This window comes from Hydrogenophaga borbori (assembly GCF_003417535.1).
Taxonomy (GTDB): domain Bacteria; phylum Pseudomonadota; class Gammaproteobacteria; order Burkholderiales; family Burkholderiaceae_C; genus Hydrogenophaga; species Hydrogenophaga borbori.
The window spans coordinates 36,862-51,622 of record NZ_QVLS01000004.1; the positions used below are offsets into that span (position 1 = coordinate 36,862).

10 protein-coding genes are annotated in these 14,761 nt (G+C 71.2%); 5 read left to right on the forward strand and 5 right to left on the reverse strand.

Translation table 11 applies throughout. From position 1 onward, the window contains the following. Nucleotides 1-90 precede the first annotated feature (90 nt). The gene (gene gdhA / locus DY262_RS08825; RefSeq protein ID WP_116958567.1) at nt 91-1,434 is read left to right on the forward strand and encodes an NADP-specific glutamate dehydrogenase; all 1,344 of its coding nucleotides are present in this window, start codon (nt 91-93) and stop codon (nt 1,432-1,434) included. Nucleotides 1,435-1,465: 31 nt separating this feature from the next. Here the strand turns inward: gdhA and DY262_RS08830 are convergent, their stop codons facing one another. Together DY262_RS08830 and DY262_RS08835 are read right to left on the reverse strand one after the other, a co-directional pair. Further along, entirely contained in the window at nt 1,466-1,930 is a 465-nt protein-coding gene (locus DY262_RS08830) for a hypothetical protein (protein WP_116958568.1), read from the reverse strand. Further along, nucleotides 1,930-3,990 (reverse strand): ATP-dependent helicase, encoded by a 2,061-nt coding sequence (locus tag DY262_RS08835; protein ID WP_116958569.1) that lies wholly within the window; start codon nt 3,988-3,990, stop codon nt 1,930-1,932. The genes DY262_RS08830 and DY262_RS08835 overlap by 1 nt, the downstream gene beginning before the upstream one ends. A gap of 100 nt (nt 3,991-4,090) precedes the next feature. On the opposite strand from DY262_RS08835, the gene DY262_RS08840 reads away from it, so the two are divergent. From DY262_RS08840 to DY262_RS08855, 4 genes are all read left to right on the forward strand, one after another. Beyond that, on the forward strand, nt 4,091-5,053 hold the full coding sequence (locus DY262_RS08840) for an AEC family transporter (protein WP_116958570.1): 963 nt from the start codon (nt 4,091-4,093) through the stop codon (nt 5,051-5,053). A gap of 251 nt (nt 5,054-5,304) precedes the next feature. Continuing rightward, nucleotides 5,305-7,464: a catalase/peroxidase HPI gene (gene katG / locus DY262_RS08845; protein ID WP_116958571.1), complete on the forward strand. Its 2,160-nt coding sequence runs from the start codon at nt 5,305-5,307 to the stop codon at nt 7,462-7,464. An 82-nt stretch (nt 7,465-7,546) separates the two neighbouring features. Next, a complete protein-coding gene (locus DY262_RS08850; RefSeq protein ID WP_116958572.1) occupies nt 7,547-8,047 on the forward strand; it encodes a GAF domain-containing protein in 501 nt (166 codons plus the stop codon). Continuing rightward, entirely contained in the window at nt 8,044-8,457 is a 414-nt protein-coding gene (locus DY262_RS08855; protein WP_116958573.1) for a response regulator, read from the forward strand. Before DY262_RS08850 ends, DY262_RS08855 begins: the two co-directional genes overlap by 4 nt. Here DY262_RS08855 and priA read toward each other — a convergent pair. The 3 genes from priA to DY262_RS08870 form a co-directional block, all read right to left on the reverse strand. Beyond that, complete coding sequence (gene priA / locus DY262_RS08860) at nt 8,452-10,515, reverse strand: replication restart helicase PriA (protein ID WP_116958574.1); 2,064 nt, start codon at nt 10,513-10,515, stop codon at nt 8,452-8,454. The two genes, DY262_RS08855 and priA, sit on opposite strands and share 6 nt — an antisense overlap. A 403-nt stretch (nt 10,516-10,918) precedes the next feature. Next, nucleotides 10,919-12,022: a uroporphyrinogen decarboxylase gene (gene hemE, locus DY262_RS08865; protein WP_116958575.1), complete on the reverse strand. Its 1,104-nt coding sequence runs from the start codon at nt 12,020-12,022 to the stop codon at nt 10,919-10,921. A gap of 321 nt (nt 12,023-12,343) precedes the next feature. Continuing rightward, nucleotides 12,344-14,581, reverse strand: coding sequence for a protein-disulfide reductase DsbD family protein (locus DY262_RS08870; protein WP_116958576.1), 2,238 nt, complete (start codon nt 14,579-14,581; stop codon nt 12,344-12,346). Between the last annotated feature and the right edge of the window lie 180 nt (nt 14,582-14,761).

Here is a 14,761-nt window from a genome sequence, read left to right on the forward strand (position 1 = left end):
CCCTCCTGGGGGCTTGGCCCCTCGGGACGGGGTGCGCGGTCAATGCAAAATGGTGCGTTTTTCTATCCAACGCACCATTTTGGAATCACCGTGAAGTACACGTCCGCCGAGCAGTTCCTGCACACCGTCGCCGAGCGCAACCCTGGCCAGCCTGAGTTCCTTCAGGCCGTGACCGAGGTGATGGAGAGCCTATGGCCCTTCATCGCCCAGCACCCCAAATACGCCGAGCACAGCCTGCTGGAACGCCTGGTGGAGCCCGAGCGGGTGGTGATGTTTCGCGTGTCCTGGGTCGACGACCACGGCCAGGTGCAGGTCAACCGCGGCTACCGCATCCAGCACAGCATGGCCATCGGCCCGTACAAGGGCGGCCTGCGCTTCCACCCCTCGGTCAACCTGTCGGTGCTGAAGTTCCTGGCCTTCGAGCAGACCTTCAAGAACGCGCTCACCACCCTGCCCATGGGCGGTGGCAAGGGTGGTTCCGACTTCGATCCCAAGGGCCGCAGCCCGGGCGAGGTGATGCGCTTCTGCCAGGCCTTCGTGAGCGAGCTGTTCCGCCACGTCGGCTCGGACACCGACGTGCCGGCCGGCGACATCGGCGTGGGCGGGCGCGAGGTGGGCTTCATGGCCGGCATGGCCAAGAAACTCAGCAACCGCGCCGACTGCGTGTTCACCGGCAAGGGCCTGAGCTACGGCGGCTCGCTGATCCGCCCGGAGGCCACGGGCTACGGCACGGTGTACTTCGCCGAGGAGATGCTCAAGACGCGCGGCATGTCCTTCCAGGGCATGCGCGTGTCGGTGTCGGGTTCGGGCAACGTGGCCCAGTACGCGGTGGAGAAGGCCATGGCCCTGGGCGCCAAGGTGGTCACCGTGTCCGACTCCAGCGGCACCATCGTCGACGAGGACGGCTTCTCGCCCGACAAGCTGGCCGTGCTGATGGACGTGAAGAACCACCACTTCGGCCGCGTCAGCGACTACGCCGAGCGCACCGGCGCGCACTTCGAGGCCGGCAAGCGCCCCTGGCATGTGCCGGTGGACGTGGCCCTGCCCTGCGCCACGCAGAACGAGCTGGACGAGCACGACGCCGCCACGCTGATCGCCAATGGCGTGAAGTGCGTGGCCGAGGGCGCCAACATGCCCTCGACCATCGCCGCGGCCACCGCCTTCGAGGCCGCGGGCGTGCTGTTCGCGCCGGGCAAGGCCAGCAACGCGGGCGGCGTGGCCACCTCGGGCCTGGAGATGAGCCAGAACGCGCTGCGCCTGTCCTGGCCGCGCGACGAGGTCGACGGCCGCCTGCTGCAGATCATGCAGGGCATCCACACGGCCTGCGTGCGGCACGGCCGCCGCGCCGATGGCCGCGTGAGCTACATCGACGGCGCCAACATCGCCGGCTTCGTGAAGGTGGCCGACGCCATGCTGGCGCAGGGCGTGGTCTGATGGGTCGGACCGCCTGAGGCGGCCCGGGGCCTCAGCGCCAGCCCGGGGCCTTGTCCAGGCGGAACCGCAGCACCGGCTCGGGCGCGCGGGCGGTCTCGCTGGGGCGGCGCGTGCCGGTGATGCTCAGGCGTCCGCCGCAGTCCTCGGCCACGCCGCTCCACACCGCCGCCATGCCGACGCCGTCGTCGGACTCGTCGAAGTGGAACTCGCCGTCGGTGACGTCGCCCGACACGATGGAGCGGCGCACCCGCTCGCCGGTGCCGCGCCGCAGCTCCCCGCGCACGCTGCCCCCGTATTCGGGGTGGCGCTCCAGGTGCAGCACGCCGCTGTCGCTCGGGCGCTCGGGCGATCCGCCCTCGTCCCAGAAGCGGGCGCTCCACTCGCCGCTCAGGCGCGCCGGCGGCAGCTGGTCGGGCACGGTGCAGGTGGCCGGGGCCTGCGCGGCCGCCCAGGCCGGCAGCAGGCCCAGCGCGATGGCGGTCAGCGCGCGCCGCATCAGGCCGTCGCCTTCTGTTCGGCGCTGCCGTCCTGCGCGCGCTTGGCGAACTCCGCGCGCAGGGCCTTGAGCTTTTCGCGCGGGTCTTCCTTCACGGTGGCCTTGTCCAGCGCCATCTCGGCGATGAAGCGGCTGGCCGCGCCGGGCACGCTTTCGCGGCCCTTCTTGCGGCGCTTGAGCCAGCTCACGGCCAGCGTGCGCTGCGCGCGCGTGATGCCCACGTACATCAGCCGGCGCTCCTCCTGGATGCGCTGCTGCTGCACCTCACCGCTCAGCTCGTCGTCGTCCACCTTGAACGGCAGCAGGCCTTCGTTCACGCCGGCCAGTGTCACGTGCGGCCATTCCAGGCCCTTGGACGCGTGCAGGGTGGACAGCGTCACCACGTTCTGGTCCTGCTCGCGCTCGGACAAGGTGGAGATCAGCGCGATGGTCTGCACGACCTCGAGCAGGGTCTTGCGTTCGGTCTCGGTGGTGGTGCCGCCCTCGTCCTCGATCTTTCCGCCGCAGCGCCCGGCCACCCAGTCGCAGAACTCCATCACGTTGGTCCAGCGCGCGGCGGCCACCTTGTCGTTGTCCTCGTTGTCGTACAGGTGCTGCTCGTAGCCGATGTCCTTGAGCCATTCGGTGAGGAAGCTGCGCGCCGCCTCGTGCCCGACGGTGTGCCGCGCGCGGTACTCGAGGTCGTTCACCTGGCGGCCGAACTCGTGCAGCGCGCCGATGGCGCGGTTGGACACCGCGCTGGGCAGCGAGTGCGAGAACAGGGCCTCGAACAGGCTCAGCTTGTACTGCGTGGCGAAGTTGCCCAGCTGCTGCAGCGTGGTGTGGCCGATGCCGCGCTTGGGCGTGGTGGCCGAGCGCAGGAAGGCCGGGTCGTCGTTGTTGTTGGTGAGCAGGCGCAGCCAGGCGCAGAGATCGCGGATCTCGGCCTTGTCGAAGAAGCTCTGGCCGCCCGACACCTTGTACGGGATCTGTGCGCGGCGCAATGACTGCTCGAAGGTGCGCGCCTGGTGGTTGGCGCGGTAGAGGATGGCGAAGTCGCGCCACTCCTTGTGGGGGGAGCTGGCGCGCAGGCTCTGGATGCGCGCCACCGCGCGCTCGGCCTCGTGCTCCTCGTTGTCGGCGTCCACCACGCGCACCGGCTCGCCCTCGCCCAGTTCGCTCCACAGCGTCTTGGGGAAGAGCTTGGGGTTGGGGCCGATGACGTTGTTGGCCGCGCGCAGGATGGCGCTGGTGGAGCGGTAGTTCTGCTCCAGCTTGATGACCTTGAGTTCGGGGAAGTCCTGCGGCAGGCGCTTGAGGTTGTCCAGCGTGGCGCCGCGCCAGCCGTAGATGGACTGGTCGTCGTCGCCCACGGCGGTGAAGCGCGCGCGCTCGCCCACCAGCAGCTTGAGCAGCTCGTACTGCGTGGCGTTGGTGTCCTGGTATTCGTCTACCAGCACGTGGCCCATCTTCTTCTGCCACTTCTCGCGCACCTCGGCGTGCTCGCCCAGCAGCTTGAGCGGCAGGGCGATGAGGTCGTCGAAGTCCACCGCCTGGTAGGCCACCAGGCGCTCCTCGTAGCGCTGCATGATCAGCGCCGTGGTGCGCTCGTGCTCGTCGCGCGCCTGGGCCAGTGCGGCGGCGCCGTTCAGGCCGGCGCTCTTCCAGGCGCTGATGGTCCACTGCCACTGGCGCGCGGTGGCGGCGTCGGTGGTGGTGCCGCAGTCCTTGAGCAGGCTGGTGATGTCGTCGGTGTCGAGGATGCTGAACTGCTTCTTCAGGCCCAGCACCTCGCCGTCCTCGCGCAGCAGGCGCACGCCCAGGGCGTGGAAGGTGCACACCAGCACCTTCTTGGCCTCGCGCCCGACCAGGTGGCCGGCGCGCTCGCGCATCTCGGCCGCGGCCTTGTTGGTGAAGGTGATGGCCGCGATGCGGTTGGCCTCGAGCCCGGCCTGGATCAGCCGCGCGATCTTGTGCGTGATCACGCGCGTCTTGCCCGACCCGGCCCCCGCCAGCACCAGACAGGGCCCACCCAGGTGGTTCACGGCTTCAAGCTGGGCGAGGTTCAGACCGGCGGACATGGGAGGCAGCGAGGCAAAGCGGGGGATCATAGCGGCCAGGGGTGTCGCGCCCGGGTCAGCCCCAACCGCGGCCCGCCGGGGGGCTGACACAATCCCGCCCGTGCTGCACGTCCTGCTGGTCACCTTTCCCTTCTTCGCGCTCGTGCTCGCCGGCTACCTGGCCGCGCGGCGGCGCCTGCTGCCGCTGGAGGCCATTCCCGGGCTCAACGGCTTCGTGCTGTTCTTTGCGCTGCCCTGCATGCTGTACCGCTTCGGCTCCACCACGCCGATCGCGCAGCTGTTGGACGCCCGCGTCGCCGGCCTGTACCTGCTGTGCGGGCTGCTGGTGGTGGCGGCCACCATCGCCTTCACGCTGAACCCGCGCATCCGCTGGAACGACGCCGCCTTCGGCGCGCTGGTGGCCGCCTTTCCCAACTCGGGCTTCATGGGCGTGCCCCTCATCGTGGCCCTGCTGGGCGATTTGGCCGCCGGCACGGTGATCCTCACCATGGTGGTGGACATGGTGGTCACCAGCTCGCTGTGCATCGCGCTGTCGCGCCTTGACGGGGCCGGCGGCAGCGGCCGCGCCGCCGTGTTCGGCGCCGCGCGCAAGGCGCTGCGCGGCGTGCTCACCAATCCCATGCCCTGGGCCATCGGCCTGGGTGGCGTGGCCTCGGCCTGGGCCTTCCGCTTGCCGGTGCCGGTGGAGAAGACCGTCTGGCTGCTGGCCGACGCGGCCTCGCCGGTGGCGCTGTTCACCATCGGCGCGGTGCTGGCGCGCGCGCAGATGACGGCCAACCACCCCATGCCCACCAGCGACTACCTGCCGGTGGCGGTGATGAAGCTCGTCGTGCACCCGCTGCTGGTGCTGGGCACGGGCCTGGTGGCGATCCGCCTGGGCCTGGGCCTGTCCACGGCCGCGCTCACGGTGATGGTGCTCACCGCGGCCCTGCCCAGCGCCAGCAACGTCTCGTTGCTGGCCGAGCGCTTTGGCGCCGACAACGGGCGCATCGCCCGCATCATCCTGGTCACCACCGCGGCGGCCTTCCTCACGTTCTCGGGCGCCGTCACGCTGCTGACCTGAAGCGGCGCCCCGGGCGGCAGGCAGTCATCGATAGCCATGAACTATCGATAACATTCAATCTATTAGGTGGACTTGGTCCAGCGGCCTGACCAGAATGCCTCGGTCGCTTCCAGGAGTTGCACCATGAGCACCACCCCTTCGCCAGGCAGCGCCTTCGCGCAGTGGATCGAGCGCCTCGCCTGCCTGCCGCTGGCGCACTGAGCTCATTGCCGCTGCGCGCGACCCACACCAACCCCCACCAGGAGACCACGATGTCAGAAGCCAAGTGCCCCTTCCACCCCGCCGCTGGCGGCGGCACGTCCAACAAGGACTGGTGGCCCAACCAGCTGCGCCTGGACCTGCTGAACCAGCACTCCAACCGGTCCAACCCCCTGGGCGCCGCCTTCAACTACGCCGAGGAATTCAAGAAGCTCGACTACAAGGCCCTCAAGGCCGATCTCAACCGACTGATGACGGACTCGCAGGACTGGTGGCCGGCCGACTTCGGCAACTACGCGGGCCTGATGGTGCGCATGGCCTGGCATGCGGCCGGCACCTACCGCGTGGGCGACGGCCGCGGCGGCGCCGGGCGCGGCCAGCAGCGCTTCGCGCCGCTGAACTCCTGGCCCGACAACGTGAGCCTGGACAAGGCCCGCCGCCTGTTGTGGCCCATCAAGCAGAAATACGGCCAGAAGATCTCCTGGGGCGACCTGATGGTCCTGGCCGGCAACGTGGCCCTGGAGAACTCGGGTTTCCGCACCTTCGGCTTCGCCGCCGGCCGCGAGGACGTGTGGGAGCCCGATCAGGACGTGTACTGGGGCAAGGAGACCACCTGGCTGGCCGGCAGTGGCACGCCCAACAGCCGCTATTCGCACAACAAGCCCGGCGAGCGCGACCTGGAGAACCCGCTGGGCGCCGTGCAGATGGGCCTGATCTACGTCAACCCCGAAGGCCCGGACGGCAACGGCGATCCGCTCGCGGCGGCCAAGGACATCCGCGAAACCTTCAAGCGCATGGCCATGGACGACGAGGAAACCGTGGCGCTGATCGCCGGCGGCCACACGCTGGGCAAGACCCACGGCGCGGGACCGGCCAGCAACGTCGGCCTCGAGCCTGAGGCCGCCGCGCTGGAGGCCCAGGGCTTCGGCTGGGAGAACAAGTTCGGCAGCGGCAAGGGCAAGGACACCATCACCTCGGGGCTGGAGGTCACCTGGACCAGCACCCCGGTGCGCTGGAGCAACGACTTCTTCCAGTTCCTCTTCAAGTACGAGTGGGTGAAGACCAAGAGCCCGGCCGGCGCCATCCAGTGGGAGGCCAAGGACGCCGAGGCCATCATCCCCGGCCCCACGCCCGACTCGCCCAAGCGCAAGCCCACCATGCTGACGACCGACCTGTCGCTGCGCTTCGATCCGGCCTACGAGAAGATCTCGCGCAAGTTCCTCAACGACCCGCAGGCTTTCGCCGACGCCTACGCGCGCGCCTGGTTCAAGCTGACGCACCGCGACCTGGGGCCGAAGTCGCGCTACCTGGGCCCCGAGGTGCCGAAGGAAGACCTGATCTGGCAGGACCCGCTGCCGGCGCCCACGCACAAGCCCACGGCGGCCGACATCGCCGACGCCAAGGCCAGGATCGCCGCCGCGGGCATTGCCGTGTCCGACCTGGTGGCCACGGCCTGGGCCTCGGCCTCCACCTTCCGCGGTGGGGACAAGCGCGGCGGCGCCAACGGCGCGCGCATCCGCCTGGCGCCGCAGAAGGACTGGGCCGTCAATGCCGTCGCGGCCAAGACCCTGCCCAAGCTGGAGGCCATCCAGAAAGCCAGCGGCAAGCTCTCGCTGGCCGACGTGATCGTGCTGGCCGGCGGCGTGGGCATCGAGCTGGCCGCCAAGGCCGCCGGCACCCCGCTGGAGGTGCCCTTCGCGCCGGGCCGCGTGGACGCCACGGCCGAGCAGACCGACGTCGAGTCCTTCTCGTACCTGGAGCCGTTTGCCGACGGCTTCCGCAACTACCTCAAGGCCCGCTCCGAGGTGCCGGCCGAGCACCTGCTGGTCGACAAGGCCCAGCTGCTCACGCTCACCGCGCCGGAAATGACGGCGCTGGTCGGCGGCCTGCGCGTGCTGGGCGCCAACTTCGACGGCGGCAAGCTCGGCGTGCTCACCGCCAGGCCGGGCACGCTGACGAACGACTTCTTCGTCAACCTGCTCGACATGGCCACGGCCTGGGGGCCGGCGGGCGAGCACTTCGAGGGCCGCGACCGCAAGACGGGCGCGGTGAAGTGGACCGGCAGCCGCGTCGACCTGGTGTTCGGCTCCCACTCGGTGCTGCGCGCCCTGGCCGAGGTCTACGCCAGCGCCGACGGCAAGGACAAGTTCGTCAAGGACTTCGTGGCCGCCTGGGTCAAGGTGATGAACCTGGACCGTTTCGACCTGGCCTGAGGCCGGTGCGCCGGGCTCAAGCCCCGGCGCGGGCGGCCGATATCCCGGGCATGGGCACTTCGTCCGTGCCCGGGATTGCGCCATGATCACCGCCCCTATCCCCAGCGACGAGGACATCCGCCTGCAGGCGCTGCGCGAATTGCTGCTGCTCGACACGCCGGCCGAGGAGCGCTTCGATCGGCTGACGCGTTTTGCCATGAACGAGTTCGACGTGCCCATGGCCACCGTCTCCTTCGTGGACCGCGACCGCGAGTGGTTCAAGTCCAACTTCGGCCTGGACCAGCGCGAGACCCCGCGCGACGTGTCCTTCTGCGGCCACGCCATCCTGGAGCGCCAGACCCTGGTGGTGCCCGACGCGCTCAAGGACGAGCGTTTCCGCGACAACCCCCAGGTGGTGGGCCCGCCCTGGATCCGCTTCTACGCGGGCGCGGTGCTGCGCATGCCCTGGGGGCCGGCGGTGGGCACGCTGTGCATCATGGACCGCCGGCCGCGACGGATCGACCGGCTGGGCCTGAGCATCCTGTGCTCGCTGCGCGATCTGGTGGTCGATGAGCTGGTGCGCCGCGAGGAGGTCGCCTCATGACCGTCACCACCGTGCAGGGCAACCTGCCGCAGCTGCTGTTGATCGAGCCGGACCGCATGGTGCGCAGCACCGTCACGAGCGTCTGCCGCGGCCTGGACCTGGCCCAGGTGCACCAGGCCGCCAGCCTGGCCATCGGCCAGCAGATGCTGCAGGCGCAGCGCATGGCGGCGCTGCTGATCTCGCTGGCCGAGGGCGAGGCCGCGCTGGCCCTGGTCGCGCGGCTGCGCGAGGCGCGGCCGGAGATGCCGGTGGCGGTGATGGCCGCGAGCGCCAACGCCGAGGTGGTGCAGCGCCTCAAGGCCCTGGGCATCCGCCGGCTGCTGCTGCAGCCGTTCAAGATCCGCGACGTGGTGATGACGGTGGAGGCCCTGTGCACCATTGCGCCGCTGGAGGCGCTCGCCGGCTCATAGGGACAGCGGGTCCACGTCCACCGCGAAGCGGATCAGGCCGCGTGCCTCGGGCAGGCCGCGGCATTGCAGCAGCACCGGCTGCCAGGCGGCCAGGAAGCGCTGCAGCGCCGCGCGCGAGGGGCTTTCCACCAGCAGCTGCGCGCGTTCCACATTGGCCACGCGCTGGATGGTGAGCGGCACCGCCGGGAACAGCGTCACCGCCTCGCGGTGCGGCAGGTCCTGCGTGGCGGCGGCGGCCGCGTTCAGGAAGGCCTGCGCGGCCTCCTGCGTGCGCGCATCGGCGCGCAGCAGCGCCTGGTGGGCGAAGGGCGGCATGCCGGCCGCTTCGCGCTCGGCCAGCTCGCCGCTGGCGAAGGCGGCGAAGTCGTGCGTGCGCAGGTGCGCGAACAGCGGGTGTTCGGGGTTCCAGGTCTGCACCCAGAGCTCGGCCGCGCCGCTGTGCGCGGCGTCGCGCCCGGCGCGCCCGCCGGCCTGCATGAGCAGCGCGAACAGGCGCTCGGGCGCGCGGTGGTCGGCCGCGAACAGCGCGGCGTCGGGCTGCACGGCCGCCACCAGGGTGATGCGGCGGAAGTCGTGCCCCTTGGCGATCATCTGCGTGCCCACCAGCACGTCCACCTCGCCGGCGTGCAGGGCGGCCAGCTGCGCTTCCAGGCTGCCCTTGGCCTTGGTGGTGTCGGCGTCCATGCGCGCCACGCGCACCGGGCCGCCGTCGGGGCGCTTCACGTCCGCCAGCAGGCCGGCGAGTTGCTCCTCCACCTGCTCGGTGCCGCGCCCCACGGGCTCGATGTCGAGGTTGCCGCAGTCCGGGCAGGCGCGAGGCACGCGCTGGGTGAAGCCGCAGTGGTGGCAGCGCAGGGTGCGGTCCAGCTTGTGGAAGACGCGGTAGGCGCTGCAGTGCGGGCAGCCGCTTTTCCAGCCGCAGGCGTGGCAGGCGAGCACGGGCGCGTAGCCGCGCCGGTTGATCAGCACCAGGCACTGCTCGCCGCGCGCGATGCGCTCGCCCATGGCCGCCAGCAGCGGCGGCGCGATCAGCGCGCCCTTGGGCTGGTGGTTCATGTCGACCAGGCGCAGGCGCGGCAGCGAGCCGCCGCCGATGCGCGCGGCCATGGCCAGGCGCCGGTAGCGTCCCTGCTCGCTGGCGTGCCAGCTCTCCAGCGAGGGCGTGGCCGAGCCCAGCAGCACGCGCGCGTTCTGCAATTTGCCGCGGTAGATGGCGAGGTCGCGCGCCGAGTAGCGCGCGCCGTCCTGGCTCTTGTAGCTGGGGTCGTGCTCCTCGTCGACCACGACCAGCCGCAGGCCGGGCAGGCTGGCGAACACCGCCAGCCGCGTGCCCAGCACGATGCGCGCGCGCCCGGTGTGCGCGGCGATCCAGGCCGCCAGGCGCTGCGCGGGCGTCATGCCGCTGTGCAGGCAGACCACGGCCTCGTCGCCAAAGCGGGCGCGAAAACGCGCCTCGAGCTGGGGCGTGAGGTTGATCTCCGGTACCAGAATCAGGGCCTGGGCGCTGGGGTCGGCCGCCAGCGTGCGCGCGGTGCCCTGCAGATAGACCTCGGTCTTGCCGCTGCCGGTGGCGCCGAACAGCAGGGCGGGGGCGGTGTCGGCGGCGGACAGGGCCTCCAGCGCGGCGGCCTGCTCCGGCGTGAGCGCGCGGGCGCTGTCGGGGTCCACGGCGGCCGGCGCGGCGCGCGCGGGGCGCTTGAGCCGGCGCGCCAGCTGGCTCGGGTCCAGTTCGCGCAGTGGCGGCGGCAGCGCGGCCAGGGCCACCTCGCCCAGGGCCCGCTGGTAGTAGCGCGCCGCGAAGCCCACCAGGTCTCGCCAGGCGGCGTCCAGCGGGGGCAGGGCGTCCAGCACCTGGGCCACGTCGCGCGCCTGCCCCTCGGCCAGGCCCTCGGGCGGCGCGTCGTCGTTGCGCCACACGATGCCCAGGACCTCGCGCGCGCCCAGGGGCACGCGCACCAGCGTGCCGGGCGCCAGGGCGCGTTCGCTGCGGTAGCTCAGGGCGTCGCCCACCCCGCTGTGCGCGGGGGTGGCCACGACCACGGCGGGCCAGTGACACATGTTTAGCGGTAGTTCCTCACGTTCGTCGGCGAAATCGGCGCTAAGTGCTTGATGTAAAAGCCTTGGCGGACATATCCAAAGCTTCTGTGGATAACTTTGTTGATAGTCTGCCCCTGTGGGCTCGCAGCCCTTGCAAATCAAGGCTTTGCTTAAACTGCCTCAAAAAAAGGCAGCGGACAAAGCGCTTATGAATCAATGGCTTACGGAATTCTCCCTGGGGCGTGCCCGCGCCGCAGGGGGCTGCTGAGGGATGGCGCACCGCAGCACAAATTTTGTGCATAACTGGCGCCTGTCAAGCACTTTTTGTGGCCCTTTTTGTGCTAAGTGGGCCGCGATGACCGGGTGATGACACGGGGCCGCCGGTCGTCGCACTCCTGAAATGGGAGCGTGTTCCGCCGCGCCATCAGGCCGTCTGGCGCAGCCGGCGCGAATGCGAATGCACGGCGTCGACCAGCGCGCTCACGTGCTCGGGCGGGGTGTGCTGGCTGATGCCGTGGCCCAGGTTGAAGATGTGCGTGGGGCCGGTGCCCGGGCCGGTGTGCGGGCGGCCGAAGCTCTCCAGCACCTTGACCACCTCGGCCTCGATGGCCGCGGGCGGGGCGAACAGCACGTTGGGGTCGATGTTGCCTTGCAGGGCCTTGGCCCCGGGACCTTCGCCCACCTGCGCGCGCGCGCGGGCCAGCGAGACGGTCCAGTCCAGGCCCAGCACCTCGCAGTCGAGCGGCTTCATGTCGTCCAGCCACAGCCCGCCGCCTTTGGTGAAGACGATGCGTGGGATGGTGGCGCCCTCGTGCTCGCGCTTCAGTTGCGAGAGCACGCGTTTCGTGTAGGCGAGGCTGAAGGCCTGGAAGGCGCCGTCGGCGAGCACGCCGCCCCAGCTGTCGAAGATCATCACCGCCTGCGCGCCGGCCTCGATCTGTGCGTTCAGGTAGACGGCCACGGCGTCGGCGTTGGTGGCGAGGATGCGGTGCATCAGGTCGGGCCGCGAGTACATGAGCGACTTGACCAGGCGGTAGTCATCGGAGCCACCGCCTTCGACCATGTAGCAGGCCAGGGTCCAGGGGCTGCCGGAAAAGCCGATCAGGGGCACGCGGCCGTCCAGGGCTCTGCGGATGGAGGTGACGGCGTCGAAGACGTAGCGCAGCTTGTCCATGTCGGGCACGGCCAGCGCGGCGACGTCGGCCTCGGTGCGCACGGTCTTTTCGAACTTGGGTCCCTCGCCGATCGCGAAGGACAGGCCCAGGCCCATGGCGTCGGGCACGGTGAGGATGTCGGAGAAGAGGATGGCGGCGTCGAGCGGGTAGCGTTCCAGCGGCTGCAGGGTGACCTCGGTGGCGTGGTCGACGTTGGTGGCCAGGCCCATGAAGCTGCCGGCCTGGGCGCGCGTGGCGCGGTACTCGGGCAGGTAGCGGCCGGCCTGGCGCATGAGCCACACGGGGGTGTGGGCCGTGGACTGGCGCAGGCAGGCGCGCAGGAAGCTGTCGTTCTTCAGGGGGGCAAAGGGCATGGGGTCTCTGGATGCCGGGCGGGGGTATGTAAAGGCCGGGGGATTATCCCCTTGGGGGGCCGGGGGACGGATGGGGTGGGCTTCTTGCTTGGCTGGGTCCTTGCCCTTTGCCTTGCCTTCTGGCTTCTGCGTCGCATGGGGCGCCGGTGTGGGTGCCCGTTCTCCGGCCCACGCTCGCGGGCGACCGCCCGGGCACCCACACCGCCGTCCCCGAGACGGACAGGCCAGCCAACGAAAACCAAACACCCTTCGAGTGCTGGGCCGATGGAATCCGACCTCGCCCGTCGTCAGCGCGAGGTCTGGGAGCGAAACAGCCGCCGCTCAGAGCGCCGCCAGCGCCGCGCGGACCTCGTCCACGCGCAGCACCTCGGTCAGCACCTGCACCGGCTGACCGGTTTTGTAGAGCGCGTACACCGGCACGCCATTGCGGCCCAGCCCGGCCAGGGCCTGCGTCACCGTGGGGTCGCGGCGCGTCCAGTCGGCACGCAGCAGCGCCACGTTCTTGCCGGCGGCGTCGGCCAACACGCGCTCATCGGCCAGCGTGGTGCGCTTGTTGTACTGGCAGGTGACGCACCAGGCCGCCGTGAAGTCGACGAACACCGGGCGGCCCTGCGCCAGCAACTCGGCCTGGCGCTGCGGGCTCCAGGTCTCCCAGGCCAGGCCGGCCACGCCGGTGTCGGTGCGCGCGGCGGCGGCTTCCTCCGGCGCGCGCAGCACGCTGGGGCCGATGCCCAGGGCCAGCGCCAGCAGCGCCGCCAGCGACAGGCCGCCCATCACCACCCGCCCCCGGCCGCGCAGGCCCAGGGACCAGATGGCCAGCGCCAGCGCCACCAGCAGCATGAGCAGCGCGGCCGCGCCGTCGATGCCGCTCTGCTGGCCCAGCACCCACAGCAGCCAGACCACGGTGGCGAACATGGGGAAGGCCATGAACTGCTTGAAGCGCTGCATCCAGGGTCCCGGGCGCGGCAGGGCGCGCGCCACGGCGGGCACGGCGCTGGCCAGCAGGTAGGGCAGGGCCATGCCCAGGCCCAGCACACCGAAGATCAGCAGGGCCTGCGGCGTCGGCAGGGCGATGGCCAGGCCCAGCGAGGCGCCCATGAACGGCGCGGTGCACGGCGAGGCCACGGCCGTGGCCAGCACACCGGTGAGGAAGGCGTCGGCCGTGGGGTGGCGGGCCTGCAGCGTGGCCACGCGGCTGGGCAGCACGTTGCCGAACTCGAACAGGCCGGCGAGGTTCAGGCCGATGAGGGTGAACAGCGTGGCCAGCGCGGCCACCACGGCCGGGCTCTGCAGCTGGAAGCCCCAGCCGAGCTGTTCGCCGGCCGCGCGCAGGGCCAGCAGCAGGCCGCCCAGCGCCAGGAAGGACAGCACCACGCCCGCCGTGTAGGCCAGGCCATGGGCGCGGTGCGCGCGCGCGTCGCCACCGTGCTGGGCGAAGCCCGTCACCTTGATGGCCAGCACCGGGAACACGCAAGGCATGAGGTTGAGGATCAGGCCGCCGATGAGCGCACCCAGCAGGGCCGCGCCCAGGGTCAGCGCGCTGGCCGGTGTGGCGCCGCCGGGCGAGGCCGCCGAGGCGCGCGCGGCATTGGCGTCCAGCGCGGCCTGCAGGGCGTCGGGCACGGTGGCCGTGGGCAGCGGGGCGGCGGCCGGCCAGCCGCCGTTCACCGGCACGGCGGCCAGGCGCGCGCCGGGCTCGCCCGGGCCCTCGCCGGCGGGCCGGGCCGGTGCCACCACCAGGTCCATGCTGGCCGGGCTGTCGAAGCGCTGCGGCGAAAGCGGCACGCGTGCCGTCCAGCGCGCGCCGTCCCAGGCCTGGGTCCAGGCCGCGCCAGGTTCGATCACGCCGCCGAGTTCGGGGAAGAACTCCAGGTCGCGGCCGCGCCAGGCGGCGGGCAGGCCGTCGAGCGCCACGCGCAGGAAGCCGTCCTCGGGCACGAGCTGGCTGGCGCCGGCGGGCTGCTCGCGTGGCCGGGCCTCGCGCATGGCGGCGAACAGATCGCCGTGCCCGGCGCTGCCGCCCTGGACCGGCAGGCTCAGGGAGAAGCTGGCCTCTTCGGGGATGCATTCCTGGCGGCAGACGAGCCAGCTCGCCTGCAGCTTGACGTCCAGGGCATTGCCACGGAAGTTGTCGCTCACCTTCAGCGGGACGGGCAGCACCACCGTGCCGTCGTAGCCGTAGTTGGCCAGGGTGCCGATGGGGAACTTGCGCGGCGTGGGCCAGTGAATCTCGCCCGCGCTCACCCCCTCGGGCAGGGTCCAGCGCAGCTCGGTGGGCAGGCCCGAGTCGCCGGGGTTTTTCCAGTAGGTGTGCCAGTGCGGGGCGTGGTCCAGGCGCAGGCCCAGCCAGACCGTGCGCCCGGGGCCGGCGCCGTCGGGCGCGTGGGCCAGCAGCTCGGCCCTTGTTTGATCCGATTGGAATACGCCGGCCGGGGCCGCGTTCATGATGGCGCCCAGGTTCTGGGCCGGCGCGGCGACGGGCAGGCTCAGGGCCAGGCCACCCAGGGCGGCGAACAGGAGGCGCCGCGCGCGTGCGGCCAGGGATAGGGGCAGGGTCATGACGGGAGGGATTGTCGGGCGCTTGCGCGCGTCGGGTAGGAGCGGGCGGTGGCACCCGAGTTCCGCCGGGGCCTTTGCCGGGCACGGCCTTTGCCCATCCGCGACCGGTGTCGATTTGTCATCGGCGGTTCACGGCGCCGGTTTTTTCGGTAAAACCGGGACTGGCTTGACGTCAATACC